General features: G+C 67.3%; 21 protein-coding genes. 14 read left to right on the top strand and 7 right to left on the bottom strand.

What is annotated here, in order from left to right; translation table 11 throughout:
• The first annotated feature begins 5 nt into the window (after nt 1-5).
• The 4 genes from NVV95_RS04035 (at nt 6) to NVV95_RS04020 (ending at nt 4,944) form a co-directional block, all read left to right on the top strand.
• A complete protein-coding gene (locus NVV95_RS04035) occupies nt 6-1,511 on the top strand; it encodes a hypothetical protein (RefSeq protein WP_259485266.1) in 1,506 nt (501 codons plus the stop codon).
• A 41-nt stretch (nt 1,512-1,552) separates the two neighbouring features.
• Nucleotides 1,553-2,932 carry a hypothetical protein gene (locus tag NVV95_RS04030; RefSeq protein ID WP_259485265.1) on the top strand — a complete coding sequence of 460 codons (1,380 nt, stop codon included), beginning with the start codon at nt 1,553-1,555 and terminating at the stop codon, nt 2,930-2,932.
• A gap of 192 nt (nt 2,933-3,124) precedes the next feature.
• Nucleotides 3,125-4,051, top strand: coding sequence for a glycosyltransferase (locus tag NVV95_RS04025; RefSeq protein ID WP_259485264.1), 927 nt, complete (start codon nt 3,125-3,127; stop codon nt 4,049-4,051).
• Nucleotides 4,048-4,944, top strand: coding sequence for a glycosyltransferase family 2 protein (locus NVV95_RS04020; RefSeq protein WP_259485263.1), 897 nt, complete (start codon nt 4,048-4,050; stop codon nt 4,942-4,944). The genes NVV95_RS04025 and NVV95_RS04020 overlap by 4 nt, the downstream gene beginning before the upstream one ends.
• 3 nt (nt 4,945-4,947) lie before the next feature.
• Here the strand turns inward: NVV95_RS04020 and NVV95_RS04015 are convergent, their stop codons facing one another.
• Complete coding sequence (locus NVV95_RS04015) at nt 4,948-6,942, bottom strand: hypothetical protein (RefSeq protein ID WP_259485262.1); 1,995 nt, start codon at nt 6,940-6,942, stop codon at nt 4,948-4,950.
• A gap of 69 nt (nt 6,943-7,011) precedes the next feature.
• On the bottom strand, nt 7,012-8,487 hold the full coding sequence (locus tag NVV95_RS04010) for a phytoene desaturase family protein (RefSeq protein WP_259485831.1): 1,476 nt from the start codon (nt 8,485-8,487) through the stop codon (nt 7,012-7,014).
• 96 nt (nt 8,488-8,583) lie between these two features.
• Between NVV95_RS04010 and NVV95_RS04005 the strand changes: the two genes are divergently transcribed.
• Both NVV95_RS04005 and NVV95_RS04000 read left to right on the top strand, forming a co-directional pair.
• On the top strand, nt 8,584-8,715 hold the full coding sequence (locus tag NVV95_RS04005; RefSeq protein ID WP_259485261.1) for a hypothetical protein: 132 nt from the start codon (nt 8,584-8,586) through the stop codon (nt 8,713-8,715).
• Between the two features lie 35 nt (nt 8,716-8,750).
• On the top strand, nt 8,751-9,290 hold the full coding sequence (locus NVV95_RS04000) for a YdcF family protein (RefSeq protein WP_259485260.1): 540 nt from the start codon (nt 8,751-8,753) through the stop codon (nt 9,288-9,290).
• Between the two features lie 8 nt (nt 9,291-9,298).
• On the opposite strand, the gene NVV95_RS03995 is transcribed toward NVV95_RS04000, so the two are convergent.
• The gene (locus NVV95_RS03995) at nt 9,299-10,402 is read right to left on the bottom strand and encodes a glycosyltransferase (RefSeq protein ID WP_259485259.1); all 1,104 of its coding nucleotides are present in this window, start codon (nt 10,400-10,402) and stop codon (nt 9,299-9,301) included.
• A 19-nt stretch (nt 10,403-10,421) separates the two neighbouring features.
• Between NVV95_RS03995 and NVV95_RS03990 the strand changes: the two genes are divergently transcribed.
• On the top strand, nt 10,422-11,738 hold the full coding sequence (locus NVV95_RS03990; protein ID WP_259485258.1) for a UDP-glucose dehydrogenase family protein: 1,317 nt from the start codon (nt 10,422-10,424) through the stop codon (nt 11,736-11,738).
• 69 nt (nt 11,739-11,807) lie between these two features.
• Here NVV95_RS03990 and NVV95_RS03985 read toward each other — a convergent pair whose 3' ends face one another.
• Nucleotides 11,808-13,112: a nucleotide sugar dehydrogenase gene (locus NVV95_RS03985; protein ID WP_259485257.1), complete on the bottom strand. Its 1,305-nt coding sequence runs from the start codon at nt 13,110-13,112 to the stop codon at nt 11,808-11,810.
• Between the two features lie 210 nt (nt 13,113-13,322).
• Between NVV95_RS03985 and NVV95_RS03980 the strand changes: the two genes are divergently transcribed.
• The 5 genes from NVV95_RS03980 (at nt 13,323) to NVV95_RS03960 (ending at nt 20,399) form a co-directional block, all read left to right on the top strand.
• The gene (locus NVV95_RS03980; RefSeq protein ID WP_259485256.1) at nt 13,323-14,798 is read left to right on the top strand and encodes a malate:quinone oxidoreductase; all 1,476 of its coding nucleotides are present in this window, start codon (nt 13,323-13,325) and stop codon (nt 14,796-14,798) included.
• 51 nt (nt 14,799-14,849) lie between these two features.
• Entirely contained in the window at nt 14,850-16,673 is a 1,824-nt protein-coding gene (locus NVV95_RS03975; protein WP_259485255.1) for a DUF4012 domain-containing protein, read from the top strand.
• Nucleotides 16,674-16,840: 167 nt separating this feature from the next.
• The gene (locus NVV95_RS03970; protein WP_259485254.1) at nt 16,841-19,072 is read left to right on the top strand and encodes an acyltransferase family protein; all 2,232 of its coding nucleotides are present in this window, start codon (nt 16,841-16,843) and stop codon (nt 19,070-19,072) included.
• A 273-nt stretch (nt 19,073-19,345) separates the two neighbouring features.
• A complete protein-coding gene (locus NVV95_RS03965) occupies nt 19,346-19,573 on the top strand; it encodes a PLDc N-terminal domain-containing protein (RefSeq protein WP_259485253.1) in 228 nt (75 codons plus the stop codon).
• A complete protein-coding gene (locus tag NVV95_RS03960) occupies nt 19,554-20,399 on the top strand; it encodes a hypothetical protein (protein WP_259485252.1) in 846 nt (281 codons plus the stop codon). The genes NVV95_RS03965 and NVV95_RS03960 overlap by 20 nt, the downstream gene beginning before the upstream one ends.
• Here NVV95_RS03960 and NVV95_RS03955 read toward each other — a convergent pair.
• From NVV95_RS03955 to NVV95_RS03945, 3 genes are read right to left on the bottom strand one after another with little or no spacing between them, the layout of a single operon-like run.
• On the bottom strand, nt 20,396-20,704 hold the full coding sequence (locus NVV95_RS03955) for a winged helix-turn-helix domain-containing protein (RefSeq protein WP_259485251.1): 309 nt from the start codon (nt 20,702-20,704) through the stop codon (nt 20,396-20,398). The genes NVV95_RS03960 and NVV95_RS03955 overlap by 4 nt on opposite strands.
• The gene (locus tag NVV95_RS03950; protein ID WP_259485250.1) at nt 20,701-21,132 is read right to left on the bottom strand and encodes a chemotaxis protein CheY; all 432 of its coding nucleotides are present in this window, start codon (nt 21,130-21,132) and stop codon (nt 20,701-20,703) included. The genes NVV95_RS03955 and NVV95_RS03950 overlap by 4 nt, the downstream gene beginning before the upstream one ends.
• Before the next feature lie 59 nt (nt 21,133-21,191).
• Entirely contained in the window at nt 21,192-21,461 is a 270-nt protein-coding gene (locus NVV95_RS03945; RefSeq protein WP_259485249.1) for a hypothetical protein, read from the bottom strand.
• A 93-nt stretch (nt 21,462-21,554) separates the two neighbouring features.
• Between NVV95_RS03945 and NVV95_RS03940 the strand changes: the two genes are divergently transcribed.
• The gene (locus NVV95_RS03940; protein WP_259485248.1) at nt 21,555-22,253 is read left to right on the top strand and encodes a Pr6Pr family membrane protein; all 699 of its coding nucleotides are present in this window, start codon (nt 21,555-21,557) and stop codon (nt 22,251-22,253) included.
• Nucleotides 22,250-22,594 carry a nuclear transport factor 2 family protein gene (locus tag NVV95_RS03935; protein ID WP_259485247.1) on the top strand — a complete coding sequence of 115 codons (345 nt, stop codon included), beginning with the start codon at nt 22,250-22,252 and terminating at the stop codon, nt 22,592-22,594. The genes NVV95_RS03940 and NVV95_RS03935 overlap by 4 nt, the downstream gene beginning before the upstream one ends.
• Nucleotides 22,595-22,650 lie beyond the last annotated feature (56 nt).

The following is a 22,650-nucleotide window of genomic DNA, read 5'->3' as shown; positions in this document are numbered from 1 at the left end:
ACCGTATGACGGCACCGGGCCTGACCCGACGTTCGTTCCTCCTCGTCGCGGGCGGCGGTGCGGCCACCGTAGCGGCCGGTCTGGCCGGCATGGTCTCGCTCGAACTCGCGACGGGCGGGTCGTTGCTCGGGCGTCCCGGAGTGCGAACGTCCGATGACCCCGTGCTACGTGAGCTGGACGGGAGCGACCTCGACGCCGCACCGGCTCTCAATGCGTTCCTGGAGCGGGCAGGGTCGCGGGCGACGATCGACGGCCGCTTCGTGACGGACGCCGCAGTTGAACTCCCCGAATCGCTCGCCCACCTGACCTTCGCGGCGGGCAGTGCGATCAAGGTTCGAGGCAGTCACTCGGGATTGGCCCGTTCGGGATCGATCGAGCTCCGGGAGAAGACCGGCCACACCATGGAGGAGGGCGCGGTGTCCTTCCGAACCGACCATGCGGACCGCTACGAGGTGGACGAGTACCTGCTGTTGTCGGGTGACAACAAGGTGGCCGGTTCCTCGGACAAGTACGGGTACCTGCGGCGGGTCACCTCGATCGACGGTGGCACCGTCAACATAGATCGGCCCCTGCCCCGCACGATCGACAAGTCTCCGCGCACCTCGAGCGTGACTCTCGCGCCGCCGGTCGTCATCGACGGAGCGGGCGAGGTCTACAACCTCGACCCGCGATCGGGCAAGAAGTCGCTGGTCACTCTGCGAGCAGTCGATCAGCCGATCGTCTCGGGAATAGACGTCCACTCGAACGGAGGCATCGGCGTGACGGTCGCCCATTGCCGTGGCGGACGCATCGAGTGCACGGTCCGTGATCTCCTCGACGACGGCAAAGACTACTTCGGCTACGGAGTGAATGTGTCGGGTTCGACGCGGGACGTGTTCGTCGGAGGATTCATGACCAGGGTGCGCCACGCAGTGACGACGAACGCCGGCAGTCCCATCGAGGGCGTGGGCAGTGCGGGAGAGCCTGAGGACTGCACCTTTGCTCCCCGGGCGGAGGATTGCTCGAACAAAGCCATCGACACCCACCGGTTGGGGTGGGGAATCACGATGATCCCCGACGTCGCCGGTGGCGCCGGGGGCGTGCAGGTCCGCGCGGACAACGTGCGGGTTCTCGGAGGCTCGGTGAGCGGAACGACCGTCTCCGGCATCACCGTGGCGAGCGTCGTGCGTGTGCCGCCATCCATCGAGGGCGTCACGATCACCGACGTCACCGACGGCACCGGAATCCGCTGTCGCGGGCCGGCTCACATCCGGGACTGCTCCATCTCGGACACTCCTGGACCTGCGGTCGAGCTGCGGAGCGATTCGAGCATCGACGGTCTGACCATCCGACGCGGTGGCGAGGTCGGGGTCCGCATCCTCGGCGACAACAACTCGGTGCGCGAGGTCACGACCGACACGCGCTCGACGGTGGCGGTGGTCGAGGCCGAGAAGGCGGACAACAACACCATCGTGCTGCGGACGAGCCGGGAGCCCGCCGGAATCGTGCGGCGCCTCTTTCACCTACACTGAGAGGCGGAGGGAACATGGCTGGAACGAGAATGCGGGAACACATGTCCCTGCGCGACGTCGTCCTTACGGCGTGCGCGGTGCTCGCCGTCCCCGTGGTGACTCTCGCCGCCGTGAGTGCGGGCCCTGATGGGATTGTCTCAGTGCTGGTCGCGCTGGTCGGCCTCTCTTCGGTGCTAGCGGCTCTCGCGAACAAGCCGGTCCTTCTCATCGGACTGCTCGTCGGAGCGTCTGCCGTCCAGCGGTCGCTCGGAGCGCTGACCGGCAGCCCGATCGCCCTCTGGCTGGACGACTCGGTCTTGATCGGCATCGCGCTGTACATCGTCATCCGCTTGATGACCCGCAGTCAACAGCGGGCAGGCGTGCTCGTCTTCATCCTCGTGTTCGTCGCGTTCCTCGCGGTGGCCTTCCTCCGTTCGACCGATACCTCCATCGGCGTCTACCAGCTGCGCCAGATGGGTGTGCCGGCGATCCTGCTGATGTTCGGCATGGTGGTCGACCGCGAGGAGCTGCGGCGGGCATCCCCCGTCGTCATCACCTTCATCGCTATCGGCGCTCTCTACGGCGTGCTCGAGCTCACGGGAGTGCGGCCGATCGATCCTGCGAGTGCCAGCGACCTGAACGCCTATTCGAACACCAATATCCGCGAGAACGGTCTCCCGGCCGCCTACCGCTACTTCCTGTCCGATGGCACGGTGCTGTCCAGGGTCGGTGGCCTCGTCCTCAATCCGCCGTCCTTCGGGATCCTGGCGGCGAGCGGCTTCATCTGGTTGCGGTTCTCCTCTCTCAAGCGCGGGCCCCTGTTCATCATCCTGGCATTCCTTTTCGCCGGGATGACCTTCGCCTCGCTGGGGCGCGGCGGGATCGTCGTGCTCGGACTTGCCATTGTGCAGCCGTTCCTGACCAAGTACTCGGGTCGTCTGGCCTTCATCCTCGTCGGAGTTGTGCTGGGCGCGGTCGCCTACTCCGAGTTCGCCCAGCAGGGGCAGAGCGGCCGTCACGCCGACGGATTCCTCTACGGCATCACCTATGCGCTCACCCATCCGTTCGGAGGTGGGTTCGGTCTCGTCGGCAACTCGGTCAACCAAGCAGGCCTGGACGGGAGCGAATCGGGTGCCGGCGAGAGCCTGGCGGCGATCTTCCTGACCGCCCTTGGCTGGTTCGGCATCCTGCTCCTAGGCTGGCTGCTGCTCCGAGGCATCGGTGCCGGTGCGACTCTTCCCGGCGTGGCGCTGACCGCGGCCGTGCTCGTGGCGATGGTGTCCGAGACCGCCGGAGGCCTCGACGCCGCGGGTCCCCTCTGGATCCTCGGCGGCCTCGCCCTCGCGGACAAGAGGTCTGCACGTGACGTGCTGAAAGACGTCGTCACCCGAAAACGAGGTGTCCCGACACCCGTGGCTGCCGATCCCGCGCGTGCCGCGTAGCCGCAACCGGGCACTGAAAAGATCTCACTGCCCTGCGGTGCGCGGCGAGCGCAAAAACATGACGAAGGGGAAAGCCATGCATTCGATGACCACGACCTGCCGCGGAGACCGCGGAGAGGCACTGTGAAGGCCAGGCCGTCGGGGCCTCCCGTCTATTTGAGCTGGGTCGAGTTCAACGGACGAAGCGCGGGGATGGCCGAGGGGCTCGGCATCGAGGGCGTGTACATCCACGGTGGCAAGGGCCTGTCGCTGCCCCGCCGGTACGCCAGGCAGTGGCGGATGACCGGGCGGATGCTCGCGGAGAAGCGCCCGTCGGTGGTGCTCGTGATGCAGCCTCCGTTCTTCTCGCTGTTTCGGGCATGGCTCTACAGCCTCAGGACGGGGGCCCGCCTCGCCGCCGACATGCACACCGGTGCATTCGACGACCCGCGTTGGTCATGGGCGACTCCCTGGATCCTGCGGATAGCCAGACGCAAGGGCAACCGCGTCATCGTCACGAACGAACCGCTCGCCCGGCGCGCCCGCGCAGCGGGGGCGACCGTGCTGCAGTGCCACGGGTATCTGCGGGACTTCGTCGCGCCGGCGGACGGGTCGTTCGACGACCCAGCGCTCATGGTGACGGCGGGTCGCCCCTACGTTCTCATTCCCCTGGCCTGGGCGTACGACGAACCGGTAGAGGAGATCATCGAGGCGGCTCGGCTGAAGCCGGACATGCTCTGGGTGCTGACGGGCAAGGCTCCGCAGCAGGCCCGCGACTCAGCGCCGCCGAACATCGTCTTCAGCGGCTTCGCGACGCGCCCCGACTATGAGCGCCTTCGCGCCGGCGCCAGTGTGGTCGGAGCGATCACCACGGCGGAGGACACCATGCAGCGGTCCGGGTACGAGGCGCTGGAAGCGACCACGCCGCTGGTGACGAGCCCCATGGTCGTTCTGAAGGACTACTTCGGCGACGGCGCGATCTACGCCGAGCCCACCGCCGCCGGAATCGCCGCAGCGATGGCGGATGCCATCTCCGACGCGGCAGCGCGCCGAGAACAGATGGCGGCGCTGCTGCAGCGCAAGATCGCCGAGCAGGACGATGCGATGGGCGCGATCAAAGCCTGGATGTACGCGGCATGAGCACAGCGGTCAGCTGCGTCATCCCGACCCACCAGCGTCCCGAGTTCCTCGAGGAAGCACTCCGATCGGTCCTGACGCAGACCACGCCGGTATCGGAGATCGTCGTCGTCTCGGACGTGGAAGATGCACCAACCGCGGACCTCTGCGAGCGGGTCGGAGCAGGTTCGTCGGTTCCCGTGCGTTTCGTCAGGAATGTGGACGGCCGGGGCGCCTCGAGCTCACGCAATCTCGGAGCGGCCCACGCCCGCGAGGAGCTCATTGCCTTCCTGGACGATGACGACAAGTGGACTCCCGAGTACCTCGAGAGCGCGACTGCGGAGTTCGACCAGCACCGTCCGGATGCGGTGGTCACGTGGATAGAGATGTTCCGGGGGAGTCAGACCGCGCCGGGGCTGAGGATCAAGCCCGGCCTCCCGGCGAAGGCGGCGGCAGCCGAAAACCCTGGCGTCACCGGCTCGAACATCTTGGTCAGCCGGCGGGCCTTCGACCGCGTCGGTGGGTTCGACGAGCAGCTCATGGTAAAGAACGACGGGGACTTCTTCTTCCGCTTCCTGCTCTGCGGGCTGAGTTATGCCGTGTGCCAGGAAGCCAACGTGCTGCAGCGCAAGCATGAGTCCGGTCAGCTGACCGGCCGCACGCTGTCCCGGGCGGCGGGGCTCGAGGCCTATCTCGACAAGCACCGGAGCAATCTGACCCTCGCGGATCGCCGCTTCATACGGCTCTCAGCCAGCCGCATCCGGTATCACGCTGCCCGGTCGCCGATCGCGAAGCTTCGCTATCTCCTGCTGGGCCTCGTCAACTCATCACCGAAGACCATGCTCTCGAGCGTGCGTCAGCGCTCGACGAAGGACTTCTGGATCGTCAAGGGGTTCGACGACAACGACCAGGCCTGACCGTCAAGCGACGATGGAAAGGCCGACGGCGGTGAATGTTGCCGTAGTCCAACCGGTCCTGGTCGCCGTGACGGCGACGGTGATCAGCTTTCCGACGTCGCTCGACTTCACGAGATAGGTCGTGCCCGTGCTGCCGTTCGCGACACCGTTCGCGAACCATTTGCAGCTGGTGTTCTGAGCGCTCGGATCCCATGTGCCACGGGTGACGGTCAGCGTCTGGCCGGGCTTCGGGGTTCCCGAGAGAACAGGCACGGTGACGGGAACCAAGGCGAGTCCGGCGGCGATGGTGGCGGTCGGAGCACTGGTCGCCGTTCCGTCGGCATAGCCGGCGCGCCGGGCTGTGACGACGACGGTGAGCGTCTTGCCCAGGTCCGCGCTGACGACGTCGTACGTGCGGTAGGTGCGGTTGGTCGCATTGGAGATCGGGACCCCGTCGCGCATCCAGGTAAATGCCATGGTGAGCGGCCCGATGGTCCAGGTGCCGTCGTCGACTGAGAGCTGGTTGCCGACGGCGAACGTTCCGGAGATGCTCGGCGGCTTCGTCGCGACCGGCGCCGCCATTGGCTCCGGGGCGGTGGTCGACATGCGGAAGACGTTGTGCGTCGCGCCCGGATCCTCCGTGTAGGGAGTGGTGATGTTGTTGCCGCATTGGATGTCGGTCACGCTGTTGTTGCTGCCACGGAACCGTACGGCCACAGCGCCGCCGGCGAGGATCGATCCGCCGATGACGGTAGAATTGGACGACAGGACGATGTGGACGCCGTAGCTGTCGCGGATGGCCACATCCTTCACGGAGACGGGTGAATCCGCTAGGATCGCGCTCCCCGACGGCTTCAGGTTGCTGATCGCCGTACCGGTGACCGTCGGCGCCACGGCAACCATGGGATGCACGGAGATGCCGGGCCCCGCCGATCCCACGATGGTTCCGCCAACGATCTTGGTGTTGTCCGCCCGCACCTGCACGCCTCCCCGGCCTCCGGTGACGTTCGGCACGATCGTCGTGTTCCAGCCGAGGCGGTGGGTGTCGACCGACTTGTCGGTGCAGTCCAACGCGATGCACTCGAAGCGGCAGTCCTCGGGTTCCCCGGCCGCTCCGAGGACACTGATGAACGGGCCGGAGTTGGTGGTCACCGCGTGCCTGACCCGGGAGATCGTTCCGCGAACGGTCAAGCCCCGGGTCGATCCGACGACGTTGACGCCGTAGCCGAATTTGTCGTTCGCCTCGTCATCGAGCAGATCGCTGATGGTGCAATCGACCACGCCGTTTCGACAGTGGGCGATCCAGACCCCCGCCGCCCCGTTGTCGTGCACGATGAGGCCGAGGACCTGCGGGGTGTCGACGGCCATCATCCGGATCAGTGGTGAACTGCTGGACATGGGTGCCGTGTGGAAGATCTCACCGCCGCCGAAGATCTTGAGCGGGCGGGAGAGGGTCACCGCTGCGACACGGGGTTTGATCTGGACGGTCCGGGGGAGCGCCTTGTCGAGATTCACGGTCGTTCCGGAGACACTTGTGACCCGTCGGAGGTAACCGTACCGATCCGTCGTTCCGGAGGTGGTGTCGTCACCGGCGAGGAGGACGTAGTCGTTCGCGCGATACGCCGTCGGTTGTCCGACGGTGATCGCGGTCTTGCCCTTCGTCATGGCGGTCTTCAGCTGTTCGCGGTACACGATCGTGCCGGTGCGCGACAGCGCGGTGTGGTCGCCCCGCACCTTGAGCCGCGACCCCGCGGTCAATTCGAAGGAGGAGATCGCCGCGGGGATCTCGATCACCGAATCGATGAAGTAGTCGCCGGTCAACGCGACCGCGCCCGTCTTGGAGCGCAGGTAGTCGTTGATGGCGCCCGCTGCGTCTGCCGACGTCCCGGAGACCGCGGCCAGCGCCGAGTTCTGCGGACCCGCCGCATAGGCGACAAGTCCGTTCGCTAAGTCGGCAAAACCGAGCACGGCAAGACCAGACCCGGCGAGAAAAATTCGTCGCGGAATCGTCCTGCGCATGGTTCAGACCCCCAAAGTCCGTCCAGATGCTTCGCGCTCCAACCCAAAGGAGCGTGGTCCGACCCTACATCACGGCCGGGCCTCCCGGGGCCGCTTCAGGGGCCCGTCGATTCCCAGTTCGGGGACGCGCAGGCCGAACATGTCCTTCAATGCCGTTCGAGCGGCGTAGAAGCCCGAGAGCCCGTGCACCCCGGTCGCTGGGGGAGTCGACGACGACGCCAGGTACAACCCCGTCCCGGGTGTGCGCCACGGGCGGTGCGAGAGGGTCGGCCGCACGGCCATCTGAAGGATCGACAGGGCGCCCGAGGAGATGTCTCCCCCGACGAAGTTCGGATCGTACTCCTGCAGCTGCGAGGCGGACATCGCGGCCGACGCGAGAACGAGATCGCGGAACCCCGGGGCGGACCGCTCGACCATGCGCGTGATCAGCTCGGTCGGATCGAGCGTCGAACCGCGCGGCACGTGGATGTACGCCCAGAGGACGTGCTGCCCCGACGGCGCACGGGAAGGGTCGAGGACGGTGGGCTGTGACACCAGCACGTAGGGTTCGTCCGGCTCGTGGCCAGAGGCGACCTGTGCTTCCGACCGGGCGATGTCCTTCCGGGATCCGCCGAGGTGAAGGGTGGGGGAGAGCCTCGCCTCGGGATCAGACCAGGGAACGGGACCGGACAGCGCGAAGTCGACCTTCGCGACCCCGTCACCGTAGGCGAAGCGGCGCAGGCGCGCCTTGTACCCGTCCGGAAGGGCAGGTCCGGCGATATCCGCCAGGGCGGACGCCGAGACGTCCAGGAGCACCGCTCGGCTCGAGCTCAATGCCCGCAGGTCGCGCACCTCGACTCCCGTCGTCACCCGTCCACCGTGCGCGATCAGGTCGTCCTCCAATGCGCGGACGATGGCCTGGCTGCCACCCACCGGAATGGGCCATCCGCGGGCGTGAGCGTGGGCGGCCAGTACCATGCCCGCACCGGCTGACGCGAGGGATGGCATGCGACCGATGGAATGAGCGCTCACCCCGCTGAGCATGGCGGTGGCGGTCGTGCCCCGGAATCGACGGTTCCACAGCACGGTCCCCTGCTCCAGAGTCCGCAGCCCGAACCGGACGGCGGTGACGGGGTCTCGAGGCACGCGCAGGAGCTGGTTAGCCGTGAAGTCGGTGACTCCGTCGATCCTCTCGACCAGCGGAGCGAACAAGCGTCGCCAGGCCGGCCCGTCCGGGCCGAGCTGTGCGGCCGTCTTATCCAGGTCTCGGTAGGCCACGCCCGCGGGTGCATCGGGCAGCGGGTGCACGTAGGAGACGTCGGGCACCAGGAAGTCAACGCGTCGGTCGAGTTCGAAGGCTCGGAAGAACGGGGAGGCAAGTCCCATGGGATGAACGGCCGAGCCGACGTCGTGCAGGAACCCCGGCAGGGTGAGGGGCACGGTCCGGGCTCCGCCGCCGAGTGTTGCACCTCTCTCGAGGACCTCGACATCGAGCCCCGCACGCGCCATCGTGACGGCCGCTGCCAGCCCGTTCGGCCCACCTCCGACAACTGTCACATCAGGCATGGAACCCAGTATCCCATCGGGAGCGCCGCGTGCCGGCAGCATGGCTGTTCACTCCTAACGCGTGGGAGGCGCCGGGCCTGCTGATATGTTCTCGACGTGAGCCGGAATCCAAGACCCGAACCCCAGCCCGATCCGTACGCCGCCGAGGACCCTGCGGTCGAGGAGCTCGTCCTCGAGGAGGAGCTCTACGCCGAAGAGGGTCTGGACGGAGCCGTCGACGCCGGATGACCCCAGCCCGTCGACGTCCATCCGTCCTCATCTGCGTGGCGGCCGGAATCGGTTCGGCGCTCGTGCTGGCGCTGTTCGTCGTCGCAGTTCGACTGATCGTCTTCCCTGACCTCTCCGACCCGACCAAAGCCGACGCCGTGCTCGTGTTGGGGCCGCCCACGGTGCAGCGGCTGGAGACGGCTCAGACCCTGATGGATGACGGGCTCGCGACGAATCTCGTCATCTCGGTTCCGGAAGGGGTGGAGGACGACCAGGAGCATACGCGGCTCCGTGATCTCTGCCTCGGTCGCTCCGACCGTCCCGTGGAATGCATCACGCCGGAGCCGTTCACGACCCAGGGCGAGGCTCGGCTGGCCGAGAGGCTCATGGAGCAACGGGGTTGGACGTCACTGCTCGTTGTCACCTCCGTCACCCACGTCAGCCGGGCGCAGCTCCTGTTCGACCGCTGTCTGGACGGGGCCGCGCGTGCCCAGTTCGTCTCGGACGAGCGCGACTATGACGCGCGCCGCTGGGCCGACGAATTCCTCTACCAGTCCGGAGCTTGGCTGAAGGCCGTCCTCACTCCCGGCTGCTGATCGGTCGGTTACTGCACCCGGATTCCCGCCGCCTGCCGGAGGGTGTCGAGGTCGATGTCGTCCACCTCGGACGAGGCGGCCAGGCCTCGCCGCTGCACCTCGCGCGTGATCTGCAGCTGGTGGTCGTCGACGTGTTCGTTGCGTGATCGACGCCTCGGCACGACGAGACTCGGCCGTCTCATGTCCAGCAGCCCCATGACCGTGCCGACGCCCGCGTGGGTGACGACGAGATCTGCCTCCCGGGCCGCACGCGAGAACGCCTCCGCCGACATTTCTGTGTGCACCTCACCGGGGAGATCGGTCCTGTCGGTGACACCCAGCTGCCAGACGAATTCAGTTCCCTTCGGGGCGACGGACAGCAGCTTCTCCACCAACCGATCGAAACGATAGGGGCTGATCGTGCCCAGGGTGACGAAGATCGATGCCGGCATGTCCGGCCCCACCCAGCTCTCGTCGCGATGGTAGGTGTCGAGCACCGAGAACTCGTGCGACCACCGATCGGGCGAATACCCGTCGTGCTGTGCGAACCGCTCGATCCCCGGCACGCGCTGGAGGATGCGCCCGGTCACTGACGGCCCGTCGAACCGGGAGACGCTCTCGATGTAGATGGTCGGCACCCTCCGGCGCCGAGACGTCAGGTGCGACGACAGGGCGATCGCGGCACCGGTGCTGACCACCGCGTCGAACGATTCAGACCGGAGGATGCGATCGAAGGTCCGCATGCCTCGCGCAACGCCCGCCCAGTCGCGCGGCGAGATGTAGGGGATGAACCGGTGACGCTCGTCTTGAAGCAGTGACCGGCTCTGCGGCTTGTCGAACGTCACCCACAGGCTGTCCTCCGACGGCTCGATCCGTTCAGCCAATCGGTGCAGCTGGGACAAGTGGCCGCCTGTGGAGGCCGCCAGGAGCAGCTTCTTGCCGTGGAGTCTCTCCAGAACGGGTGTCACCGCGCGGTCCTCTCGATCGTGTGCTCCCCAACTCGGGCGCGTCCCGATTCTCCCATGCGCCCAGGGATGTCCGAGTTGGCTCCGCCTTCCCGGGATGCGGCGACGCCAGGCATCGTGCGCACCTGCTATACATGAAGGCGGCAGCACAACGTCGTGATCGGGCACTTTTGAATGGAATGACCTAATGAAGATTTCGGTTGTCGGCTGCGGTTATCTAGGCGCCGTCCATGCAGCGGCGATGGCCGAGCTCGGTCACACGGTCGTCGGCGTCGACGTCGACGAGCGGAAGATCGAGGCGCTCTCCGAGGGGCGGGCACCGTTCTTCGAGCCCGGGCTGCCAGAGATCCTGACGTCGGCGTCGGCATCGGGTCGCCTGCGCTTCTCGACTGACATGGCCGAGGTCGCCGACGCGACGGTCCACTTCATCGCGGTGGGCACGCCTCAGAAGCCGGGGTCGCACAGCGCCGACATGACGTACGTCGACGCGGCGGTCGACGCGCTCCTCCCTCACCTGAAGGCGGGTGACCTTGTGGTCGGGAAGTCGACGGTGCCGGTCGGCACCGCCGCGAGGCTCGCCGCCACGGTGAAGGCGGCGGTTCCCGGGGCGGACCTCGCCTGGAACCCCGAGTTCCTTCGCGAAGGTTTCGCGGTGAAGGACACGATCTCGCCTGATCGCCTGGTCTACGGCATTTCCGACGACGCGGACCTCGCCGCCACGGCCAAGGCGGCGCTGGACGAGGTCTACAGCAAGGCGCTCGGCGAGGGCACGCCTCTCGTCGTGACCGATTACGCCACGGCGGAGCTCGTGAAGATCTCGGCCAACGCCTTCCTGGCGACGAAGATCTCCTTCATCAATGCGATCTCGGAGATCGCTGAGGTCGCGGGTGCGAACGTCTCGGAACTCGCCGACGCCATCGGCTACGACGCCCGGATCGGCCGTCGCTTCCTCAACGCGGGCATCGGGTTCGGCGGCGGCTGCCTGCCGAAGGACATCCGGGCCTTCGGCGCTCGGGCCGAGGAGCTCGGCCGCGGAGAGGCCCTGACCTTCCTCAAGGAGGTCGACGCGATCAACCTCCGACGCCGCCAGCGGGTGGTCGACATGGTCGTCGAGATGCTCGGAGGCCAGGCATTCGACAAGAAGGTCGCCGTGCTCGGACTCGCGTTCAAGCCTGATTCAGATGACATCCGGGACTCTCCGGCCCTCGACATCGCCGTGCAGCTGAACGGCCTGGGTGCGGTGGTGAGCGCCACCGATCCTCACGCCATTTCGAATGCCAAGGCGAAGCATCCGCAGCTGCACTTCGTGGAATCGGTGGGCGAGGCCGTCGCCCACGCCGAGATCGTCCTCCTTCTGACCGAGTGGTCGGAGTACCGGGCTCTGACCCCGGCCGACATCGAATCGGCCGTCGCGGGCAAGCGCATCATCGATGGGCGCAACGTGCTCTCGTCGCCGGAGTGGCGATCGGCCGGCTGGGACTATCGGGCCATGGGTCGACCCTGACCCTCACCCCGGCGGTGTCACCTGAGCCCTGGTCTGCGATCACGCAGCCAGGGCTCAGGTGTTCTGCCGTCAGGCTCGGATGCTCCTGAGATCGAGCACCGGCAGACCGTGTGCTCCGAGCTCGTCGATCGTCGCGTTGTTCGCCACCACGAGGTCAAACTGCGATTCGTCGAACTCCCCCGCCTCGACGAGGAGCTCGCGGAGCCGGGGGAGCGCCGACATGATGTCGCCGAGGTTCTGGCCGACGAGCGACGAGGCGTGCACCGCCGGGTCGAACACCCGGACCTCGTAGCCCTCGTCGAGGAGTCGTGACGTCAGGGTGACATTGGGGCTCTCCCGCATATCGTCGGTGCCGGCCTTGAAGGCCAGCCCGGCGACCAGGATGCGGGAGCCGGCGGGAGCGGCCCGACGGACGCGGTCGACCTGGAACTCGACGTGCGAGTCGTTCGAGGTGTTGAGCGCGTTGATCAGGTCGACGTCCACGTGCGCGGCCTTGGCGATGTACTGCATGGCGCGGACGTCCTTCGGCAGGCAGGAGCCGCCGAAAGCCCCACCGGGCCGGGTGTAGTAGGAAGAGATGTTCAGCTTCGTGTCGGAGATGAAGATCTTGTGAGCGGCGTCCGCGTCGACACCGTAGGCGGCGCACACGCGACCGACCTCGTTGGCGAACGCGACCTTCACCGCGTGCCAGGAGTTGTCGACGAACTTGGTGATCTCCGCCTCTCGGAACTTGACGTCGAAGACCTGGGCGTCGATGCCCTGGTTCAACCGGGCCATGGTCTCGGACAGCTGCCCGTCCCGCGTGCCGATAACGATCTTCGGCGGGTGGAAGTAGTCCTCGACGGCGGTGGTCTCGCGGAGGAACTCCGGGTTGTAGACGAGCTCGACGGCGTCGTGGAGGCGGTCTCCGAGCAAGTCGGAGAAGAGCGGGATGATCAGCGCGTCCATCGTTCCCGGCCGGAACGTGGAGCGGAACGCGACGGTGACCCGGCGTGAGGATCCGGCGGTGTCGATCGCGCGCGCGATTTGGCGCGCCGACTCGGCGACGTACGTCATGTTGTGCGAACCGTCCTTCGCGCTCGGCGTGCCCACGCAGACGACGACGAGGTCGATGTCGGCCATGGACGGCAGCGAGTTCGACGCCCGAAGCAGCCCACTCGCCACCGCGACCTCGATGAGTTCGTCGACCTGCGGCTCCGTGATCGGCGAGATGCCTGCGTTGATGCGAGCGGCCTTCTCCTCGTTGACGTCGACCCCCACGACGCGGTGGCCCTGCGAGGTCAAGCACGCGGCGGCAGTGACGCCGATGTAGCCCAGACCGACCACGACCACGTTGAGGCGGTCCGACTCCTGACCCAGCTCTAGGGAATTCATGTTGCGTCTCCTCAATGGCAAGGAGTCCGCAGGCCGGCGAGCCGGCGGACCACGATTGTTCCGACGGGACGTCATCGGCCTGACCGGTGTCCCAGGCATCCGGAACTCTGCCGAGTCTATCGGGGCGGGCCTGCCCTCCGAGACTCGCCCTCAGGCGGGGTGCGACCCCGGATGCGGGCGGGTTGTATACAAGGAGCGTAAACTACTCGCGTGAGCACAAAGAACGTGGATGTCGTCCTGGTCGGTGGTGGCATCATGAGTGCCACTCTCGGAATCATGCTGAAGCAGCTTCAGCCCGACTGGTCGATCCTCGCGTTCGAGCGGCTGAGCGACGTGGCGCTGGAGAGCTCAAACCCGTGGAACAACGCGGGCACGGGGCATGCTGCCCTAGCGGAGCTCAACTACATGCCCGAAGCGCCGGACGGGTCTTTAGAGACGTCTCGGGCGGTCAACATCAACGAGCAGTTCCAGGTGAGCCGCCAGTTCTGGTCATCTCTGGTGTCACGAGGGGTCCTGCCCGAGCCCGGCAGCTTCATCAATCCCACTCCTCACATGACGTTCGTGCGCGGCGAAGCCAATGTCGACTATCTGCGCCGACGGTGGGAGCTGCTGAAGGACGAGCCGCTCTTCGCCGGTATCGAGTTCAGTGATGACCCGTCGGTGATCTACCGGTGGGCGCCGCTGCTCATCCGGGACCGGGAGAAGAACGAGAGGATTGCAGCGACGAGAGTGGTCGGCGGCACCGACGTCGACTTCGGCTCGCTCACCCATCAGCTCTTCGACCACCTCGTGCGCAACGGTGCCGAGCTCAAGCTCGAGACCGAGGTGCAGAAGCTGAAGAAGCAGAAGGACGGCTCGTGGGACGTCTCGGTGCGCGAACTGGTCGGCACCACGCCGTACACGGTCAATGCCAAGTTCGTCTTCGTGGGTGCCGGGGGTCACGCCCTCCCGCTGCTGCAGAAGTCCGGCATTCCGGAGATCAAGGGCTTCGGGGGGTTCCCGATCAGCGGGATGTTCTTCCGCACCGACAATCAGGCCGTCGTGTCCCAGCACGACGCGAAGGTGTACGGAAAAGCGGCCGTCGGAGCGCCCCCGATGTCCGTACCCCACCTCGACACCCGGGTGGTCGACGGCCAGTCGTCGCTGCTATTCGGCCCGTACGCGGGATTCAGCCCGAAGTTCCTGAAGACCGGATCGTGGCTCGACCTTCCGGCGTCCGTCCGACCGCACAACCTCTGGCCCATGCTGGCGGTGGCGCGGGACAACATCGACCTGATGAAGTACCTCATCGGCGAGCTCCTGGCCAGCAAGAAGAAGCGGCTTGCAGCGCTCCGGGAGTTCATGCCCACGGCCGACGAGAAGGACTGGTACCTGATCACCGCCGGCCAGCGGGTGCAGGTGATGAAGAAGGACGCCAAGCGCGGCGGCGTACTTCAGTTCGGCACCGAGGTCATCACCGCCGCCGACGGCTCTATCTCCGGTCTGCTCGGTGCCTCGCCTGGCGCGTCCACGGCCGTGCCGATCATGATCGATCTCCTCAAGAGGTGCTTCCCCACCCGGTACCCGGAGTGGGAGAAGGCGCTGTCGACGATGATCCCGTCGTTCGGCACGACGCTCAACAGCGACCGCAAGCGGACCAAGCGCGAGCTCGAGGCGACAGCCGAGGCGCTCCAGCTCACCCGCTGACGCTCGCCGTTCACTCAGGTCGACGGGCGGACTCGCCAGTACTATTACCCAGTGACCGTCGAGACCCCCACACGCCGATCGTCCCGCGACCAGCCAGGGCGCCCTCGCCGCCGCCGCTGGCCATGGGTTCTGGGCGGGCTGTTCCTGCTCGTCGTGGTCGTCGGTGGATGGGCGGCGTGGGTGGCCTCCAGCGCTCTTACCGTGAAGAGCGAACTCGAGGCCGCCAGGCCACTGCTGTCCACGGTCAAGGAGAAGGTGCTCGACGGCCAGGCGTCGAGCGCGCAGCCCGAGGTCGACGAGCTGGCCGAGCACACGACGAAGGCCCGCGAGTCGGCATCCGGTCCGGCCTGGTGGCTGGCCGAGCAGATCCCCTCGATCGGCGGAAATCTGGTCGCCGTGCGCACGGTAGCCTCGAGTGTCTCCGACGTGGTCGACAACGCGGTGGTCCCCGCTGTTGCCCTGGGCGACACGCTGTCGCCCGCGGTCTTCAAGCCGGTCGATGGAGCGGTCGATCTCGCGGCAATCAGTTCGGTGGCCCCGGTTCTGGATTCCGCCGGTACGGCTCTGAGCGGTGCGAGCGAGCGCATCTCCGCGCTCGACCGATCCTCGCTGCTCGGGCCCGTCAAGAACGCGGTCGACGAGATCGACGGCTTGATCGCCGACGTGGAGCCTGCGGTCGCGAGTGCGAAGGCACTCGCGCCCGTGCTGCCTGAACTCCTGGGCGCTCAGGGCCCGCGCGAGTACCTGCTGATCTTCGAGAACTCCGCGGAGGTGCGGCCGCTGGGCGGTATCGCCGGAGCGCAGATCCTGGTCACCGCCGATCAGGGAAGGGTGTCCATCACCCGGCAGACGACCGGTCGAGACTTCACCTTCGAGACGGAGGAGTTCGCGAACAGCCACGTGTCGAAGCAGGAGCGGGATCTCTATCTGCCGCCCTTCGGCGTGCAGAGCCAGAACAACACGCTCACCCCCCGCGTCGAGGTCGCAGCCGACCTGACACGCTCGATGTGGGGCAGTCAACTCGGAGTGACCCCGGCCACCGTCATCTTTATCGATCCGATCGCGCTCAGCTACATCCTCAAGGCGACGGGGCCGGTCGACCTGCCCGACGGCACCCAGTTGACGTCGGAGAACTCCAACGACGTCCTGCTGAATCAGGTGTACCAGACCTATTCCGACGACGCCGACGCCCAGGACGCCTACTTCGCTGCCGCCGCGTCGCAGACCTTCGCGGCAATCATGAACGGCGACATCGACGTGCCGAAATTCGCGGATGCGGTGGGGCACGCCGGGACGGAACGCCGCATCCTGGCCTCCAGCACCGACGAGACGGTGCAGAAGCTGGTGACCGACGCCGGGTTGCAGGGTCGGATGCCTCAGACGACCGACACCTCCTACGAGCTGGGGGTGTATTACAGCGACTACCTGGGCTCGAAGATGGACTACTACCTCCGCTCGAAGATCGAGGTCGGCCAGCAGACCTGCGCCGCCGGCAACCGGATCGTGAGGGTGCAGATCGCGGCGAGCAACGTCCTCGACCCCGCATCCGTTCCCGGCCTCTCGACGTTCATCACCGGAGCGGGTGGCAACGGATTCCGCATCCCTCTCGGCGACCTTCGTGTCTTCACCTACGTCTATGCTCCGGAGGGCGCGACGATCGCGTCGATCTCCGGCAGCACCGACCAGGGGCCGGCGTTCACCGGAACGGACGGTAGCTACCCGGTCGCGCGAGGTGTCATCCAGGCCGCCCCTGGCGAGACAGAGACTGCGACAGTCGATATCGACGTCTCGAGCCTGCCCGAGAAGGAGGTTACGACGCTGGTCGGCCCCATGCTCGCGCAGCCCGAGGTGACCGAGCTGGCATTCAGCTGCTGAGGCGGGCGATCTGCCGACCTGTACCATGTCCTGGCTCCAGAGCCGAATTCTGTTGTCACAATACAGGTGTCGGGTAGAGTGCTGTATCCAGGTCCTCTCCGGCGACCCACCGCGCGAGACCCCCTCGACCCGCGCAGGAATGCGCATATCCTCATTAAAGGAGCGCCGTGCCCTCGCGCAGATCCCATCATCGACTTCGGTCAAGAACGCACAGAGACAGACCGTCGCAGAGCGCCGGCAGTGCGCGCGCCACGTACGGTTTCCCCGCCGCACCAACTCCGCACACCGCGATCGGGCTGACTCCCGAGGCGCCCCCTCGTCACCCGGTCCGACGGGACATCCAGGGCCTTCGCGCCATCGCGGTCGTCGTCGTCATCCTCAACCACATGACCGGATGGCCGGCCGGCGGTTTCGTGGGTGTCGATGTCTTCTTCGTCGTGAGCGGTTACCTCATCACTGGGCTGCTCCTCCGTGAGCACGAGCGCTCAGGCACCATCTCTTTCTCAGGATTTTATCGCCGCCGAATCAAGCGCATCATGCCTGCCGCGGTCCTCGTCCTGGTCGTGACCGTCGCGGCTTCGTGGTTCCTGACCCCTGGCGTGCGGTTCGTGCAAACGCTCTGGGACTCGTTCTGGGCCCTTCTGTTCGCGTCCAACTGGAACCTCGCCATCCAAGGTGCTGATTACTTCCAGCGCGACCTCCTCCCGTCTCCGGTGCAGCACTATTGGTCCCTCGCCGTCGAGGAGCAGTTCTACTTCGTCTGGCCCTGGCTGATGCTCGGCGTCCTAGCTCTTGGCATCAAGCTCTTCGCCTGGAGCTCCGGTCGCCGGCGTCTCGCGGTCGGCATCACGATCGCGGCTGTGTCCGGAGCATCGTTCGCCTATGCGCTGGTGCTCACCGCCACCGACGTGAACCTCGCGTACTTCAGCTCTCTCGATCGCGCCTGGGAACTCGGCGTCGGGGCGCTGGTCGCCGTCTGCGGCACCTATTTCACTGCCAGGGCTGTGGCTCTGCGCGCCGCGCTCAGCTGGCTCGGTTTCGCAGCAATCATCGCCGCGTGCTTCCTTACCGACTCGACCAGCGGGTTCCCGGCGCCCGCAGCCGCCTTACCGGTGCTGGCTACGGCCACGGTACTACTGGCCGGCGAGAAGGGTTCGCAGCCTTTCCTCTGGCCCCTGACCAATCCGGTCAGCCGCTACGTGGGCGATCTGTCGTATTCGCTCTACCTGTGGCATTTCCCCGTGCTCATCCTCCTCCTCTCGGTGATGTCCGGAGACAGCATTCTCTACTACATCGTCGCCTCCGCGATCATCGTGGTGGTGAGCGTGCTCTCGTATCACTTCGTTGAGGACCCCATTCGGAAGTCCTCCTGGCTGAACTCGGCGACTCTGTCGTCGCGCCAGCGCAGACACCGCAAGCGCAAGCGGCGCCGATTCATGCGCAAAACGCTCCCCAAGCTGGTCGTCACCGCAGCACTGGCCGGCAGCGCGATCGCGATCATCGCCGTGGCATTCGCCCCTCCGGCGCAGACCGCCTCCCAGGCCGGCGCGGCCGGTGGCTCGGAGTTGTCGGCCGTGGCGGACGGACCCGTAATCAGCGATGCTGTGAGATGCCGGGGAGCGGCGATGATGGATCCGGGTTCGGGCTGCGCCGACGCCGACCTCGGGCCCGATCTTCACCCCGCCGCTGCTGACGCTGTCGGCGACAAGCTGCAGATCCGCGGTAAGGAGCTGTGCTGGATCCGGGTCACTGGCGACCTGACGAGCTGTCACTACGGCAATCGACCCGACGATGCTTTGAAGATCGCCGTCGTCGGGGACAGTCATGCGCAGCACCTCATGGCGGCGATCATCCCTGAGTCGGGCAAAAACAACTGGTCTATCAATGCCTACACGGGCGACGGCTGCATTCTGTCCACGCGCCCCACCTCGACCTGCGGCGAGATGCAGCCAAAGATCCTCGACAAGGTGTCCTCCGGAGACTACGACGTAGTGATCACGACGTCGTCGCGGGCGAAAGCGTATGACCCGGACGCCGCGGCAGCGGCTTATCAGCGAGTCGTCGCATCCGGGACGAAGTTGATCACTATCGCTGATGTTCCCTCTGCCTCAGAGGAATCGATCCTCTGTTACCAGCGCCTGGGGTTCGACCCGAAGAATAACGACTGCGGCACGCCGCTGGCCGACGCCCCCGCGGACGGCATCGTTACGGCCTCGGCACTCGTGCCCGGAACTTCGCTCCTGGACTTCACGTCGTACTTCTGCACCGACGGTTTCTGCCCGTCGGTGATCGGTAACGTGCCTGTCTACCGTGACAGCGGTGCGCATATCACCGCCACCTACGCCGCAACCCTGTCTCCCTACGTGATCTCCGGGATATCCGGCGCGATAAATAAGTGACGGAGTTGCCAGACGGGGGCTGACACCAACCACAGGCGACAGCCTCCGGTGAAGAAGGTAGCGAACATGGGCCGGTGAAGGGCGGACTTGTCGATGGCGGGCAAGAATTGATTTTCGGCCTTTAGCACGACCGCGGCCGGAGATGATTGCAGTCTAAGGCTGCGCCAGAGCCGTCTGAACCGGGAAGAACGGCACGCTAAGTACGAAGGAGCCAATCGCGCCGATTCGGGGCGGGTGCTCGTGTTCGGCGGGGGCGTGCTCCAGGATGGGGGCATGGTCTCGAACTTCGACGGTGGGCACGTCCTGCTGCTGCTCCTCGGCCTCGCGGCCTTCGTGCTGTTCATCGCTGCGTTGGTCAGCATCGTGCGCGCGCCTCGGGCGTCGACGGCGGAGAAGGTGATCTGGGTGCTCGTGGTGCTGATCCTGCCGCTGCTCGGGTCGATCGTGTGGTTCGTGGTGGGCAAGCGATTCGCGACCGCCGGTGACCCTCCGGCCGCCTGAGCTTCCGCGGCCGGGGGAGCCCTTCCCGCCGGCTCCGGGGCGCGCGCCCGATGTCGAGGACGAGTTCGTCGGAGGGCGGTTGCGGGACGACCTCTGGGTCGCCGAGTACCTGCCGCAGTGGACGGTGGCCGAAAGGTCGGGGGCGCGGTGGGCGGCGGCGGGAGCATCCGGAGTTCGTCTGCTGATCGAGGAGGATCAGCTCGACTGGCGCGAGGAGGATGCGCCGTTGCGGGTGTCGAACCTGCAGACCGCGGTGTTCTCGGGGGCGATCGGGACGTCGCGGGGGACGCATCGGCATCGGCCCGACTTGACGGTTCGGACGGATGTGGGGGAGCGGCTGCTGTGGGCGCCGACGGCGGGGCGGGTCGACGTGACCGTCAGTGCGAGCGTCGATGAGGGGTGCATGCTCGCGGTGTGGCTGGTGGGGGTCGAGGAGGAGTCACCTCGGGACAGCGGGGAGATCTGCGTGTTCGAGATCGATGCGTCCGCGGTGCGGGGTGGCGCTGCCTCTGACGACACGGCCGCGGCTTCCAGCGTCACCGCTCGGTGCGGGCTCAAGGCGCACGGCGACGACCGGCTCGAGACCGACATGCGGGCGGTCTCGGTTGCGGTGGATGCCGCCGGCCCCCACACCTGGTCGGTGCTGTGGGGGCCGGCGGGCACCGTGATCGGGTGTGAGGGGCGGGTCGTGTACTCGTCGGCCCAGGCGCCGGACTATCGGCTGCAGCTGATGATCGACCTGTTCGAGCTCGGTGGGCGGTCGGAGGCCGCGGCCTACCCGAAATCGGCGGTCGTGCACGCCGTGCGGGGGTGGAGCGGGGGCTAGGCGTCGCCCGCGATGGCGCGGAGGGCGGCGAGGTGCGTGCGCCAGGCAGCGCGGCCGGCGCGCGTGAGGGTGAGGGAGGTGCGGGGCATCTTGCCCGCGAAGGATTTGCCGATGGTGAGGTAGCCGGCCGCCTCGAGGGCCGAGGCCTGCTTGCTGAGGGCGGAGTCGGTGATCTCGACGGCATCCCTCACCTCTTTGAAGCTCAGGGTGCCGGCGCGGTCGAGGGCGGCCACGATCGAGAAGCGCACGGGGTTCGTGAAGACGTCGTCGAGGCGGTGGCGCGGATGCGCGTCGGTGGCGGTCACGAGCGGGCCTCGCGGGTGGCGCAGGCGATGCTCACGAGCAGCACGAGGCCCGAGGCGGCGGCCGCGAGCGGTGCCTCGCCGTGGGCCCAGATGACGACCGCGAGGGCGGCGGCGTAGCTGACGAACCAGGCGGCGATGTAGGACGTCCAGCGGCGGCCGCGGGCGAAGGCCGAGCGGCCGCGGATCGAGACCATGAAGAACACCAGCAGCGCGAAGACCACGGTGAGGGTGGCGAAGTAGGCGAGGCCGAAGGTGTCGCCGGTGGTGACGGCCATGGCGAAGGTGCCCATCGAGGTGGCGACGCCGAGGGCCAGGATGAACGTGATGTAGGGCCAGCGGGTGGCGTTGTGGGCGTCACGGCTGAGGGTCTCGGCGCGGTGCAGGAGGTCGCGGGCTTCTTGGGGGGTGACGGTGGGGGTGGTGTCCATGGGGAACTCCTTGTCTCGTTCTCTGAGTATGGCAAGTAGTTTCCAAGTTGGCAAGTCGGTCAGTCGCCGCCGCCGCCTCCGCCCCCGTCGCCGCCTCCGCCGTCGCCGCCCCCGCCACTGTCGCCTCCGCCGCCATCGCCGTCACCGTGGTGGTGGCCGTGTCCGGTGCTTCCGCTGTCGCCGAAGACCATCGGCGACCCGCTGCTGTCGCCGCTGCTCCCGCGGCCGGAACCGCCCCCCGACATCCTCCGCGCCGCTTGCACCACGACCAGCACGACCAGGACGAGGATGGCGATGACGACGAGAGCGCTCACGACGGTGTTGTCCATGCGACGACGTTACCCCTGGCCCCGGCGACCGGGGTGGCGCTAGCCTGATGCCGACGTGGCGGGGTGGCTGCCGGATGCTCGGGGGAGTGCGACATGGTGGGTTCGGCGACGGATGGGCGGGCCCGCGCGGCGCGGATCTGGTTCGGTGCCATAGCGGTGGTCGTCGGGGTCGCCCTGGTGATCCAGATCGTGCTCATCTTCACGGGTGGGCAGGACGTGAACTCGAGCGAGAACACCGCCGACGAGTCGCTGGCCACGCGGTTCGTGCGGCTGTTCAGCTTCTTCACCATCCAGAGCAACCTGTTCGTGCTCGGCACCTCGATCGCGCTGGCGATGGACGTGCACCGGGACGGGCGGCTCTGGCGGGTGCTGCGGTTCGACGCGCTGATCGGCATCATCATCACGGGGCTGGTCTACGAGACGGTGCTGGCTCGGCTCGTGCATCCGGAGGGCTGGGCCCTCGCCGCCACGATCGGGTTCCACTACATCTCGCCGTGGGCGACGGTGATCGGGTGGCTCGTGTTCGGGCCCCGGCCGCGCATGTCGTGGGCGACCGCGGCGCTCGCGTTCGTGTGGCCGTTGGCGTGGCTCGTCTACACCTTCGTGCACGGGGCGGTGACGGGCTGGTACCCGTATCCGTTCCTCGACGTCGACACGATCGGGTTCGCCGACTCGGTGCGCAACTCGGCGGTCGTGCTGGCGATCGCGGTGGTGATCGCGGTGGTGCTGACGCTGCTCGACCGGTGGCTGCCGTCGCTCGTGCGGGGCGGCCGGGCTACTGTCGGGAGATGAGCGGGGGCGAGGAGGCGCGGCGGGGCGAGGAAGCGCTGCTGTCGCCGGAGGTGCGGAGGGATCCGGCGCGGGTGCGGGCGCTGCTGGCCGAGGGCTTCGTCGAGATCGGGCGGTCGGGGCGGCTGTGGGGGCGGGACGAGATCGTGGCGGCGCTCGCCGCGGAGGAGGGGCGCGAGCATCCGGAGACCTCGGAGTGGGCGGCCGACGAGGTCGCGCCGGGCCTCGTGCTCGTGACGTACCGGGTGCACGGGGCCGAGCGCGACAGCCGGCACTCGTCGCTCTGGGAGGTGGGCGGGGAGGGGCCGCGAGTGCGGTTCCACCAAGGGACGTACCTAACCTAGAACGCCGAAGGCCCGGCCGCGCGGGGTGCGCGGCCGGGCCGGGGCGGGGGAGCTAG

Source organism: Herbiconiux gentiana (assembly GCF_024978135.1).
GTDB classification, from domain to species: domain Bacteria; phylum Actinomycetota; class Actinomycetes; order Actinomycetales; family Microbacteriaceae; genus Herbiconiux; species Herbiconiux gentiana.
This window is presented reverse-complemented; position numbering and strand designations above follow the sequence as displayed.

Bases quoted from the DNA above. Each gene is read 5' to 3' on its own strand.
- NVV95_RS03965 (WP_259485253.1), top strand. From the start codon at position 19,346: ATGGTCTCGAACTTCGACGGTGGGCACGTCCTGCTGCTGCTCCTCGGC.
- NVV95_RS04025 (WP_259485264.1), top strand. From the start codon at position 3,125: ATGGCCGAGGGGCTCGGCATCGAGGGCGTGTACATCCACGGTGGCAAG.
- NVV95_RS04020 (WP_259485263.1), top strand. From the start codon at position 4,048: ATGAGCACAGCGGTCAGCTGCGTCATCCCGACCCACCAGCGTCCCGAG.
- NVV95_RS03945 (WP_259485249.1), bottom strand. From the start codon at position 21,461: ATGGACAACACCGTCGTGAGCGCTCTCGTCGTCATCGCCATCCTCGTC.
- NVV95_RS04035 (WP_259485266.1), top strand. From the start codon at position 6: ATGACGGCACCGGGCCTGACCCGACGTTCGTTCCTCCTCGTCGCGGGC.
- NVV95_RS03935 (WP_259485247.1), top strand. From the start codon at position 22,250: ATGAGCGGGGGCGAGGAGGCGCGGCGGGGCGAGGAAGCGCTGCTGTCG.
- NVV95_RS03940 (WP_259485248.1), top strand. From the start codon at position 21,555: ATGGTGGGTTCGGCGACGGATGGGCGGGCCCGCGCGGCGCGGATCTGG.
- NVV95_RS04010 (WP_259485831.1), bottom strand. From the start codon at position 8,487: ATGCCTGATGTGACAGTTGTCGGAGGTGGGCCGAACGGGCTGGCAGCG.
- NVV95_RS03950 (WP_259485250.1), bottom strand. From the start codon at position 21,132: ATGGACACCACCCCCACCGTCACCCCCCAAGAAGCCCGCGACCTCCTG.
- NVV95_RS04030 (WP_259485265.1), top strand. From the start codon at position 1,553: ATGTCCCTGCGCGACGTCGTCCTTACGGCGTGCGCGGTGCTCGCCGTC.
- NVV95_RS03990 (WP_259485258.1), top strand. From the start codon at position 10,422: ATGAAGATTTCGGTTGTCGGCTGCGGTTATCTAGGCGCCGTCCATGCA.
- NVV95_RS04015 (WP_259485262.1), bottom strand. From the start codon at position 6,942: ATGCGCAGGACGATTCCGCGACGAATTTTTCTCGCCGGGTCTGGTCTT.
- NVV95_RS03985 (WP_259485257.1), bottom strand. From the start codon at position 13,112: ATGAATTCCCTAGAGCTGGGTCAGGAGTCGGACCGCCTCAACGTGGTC.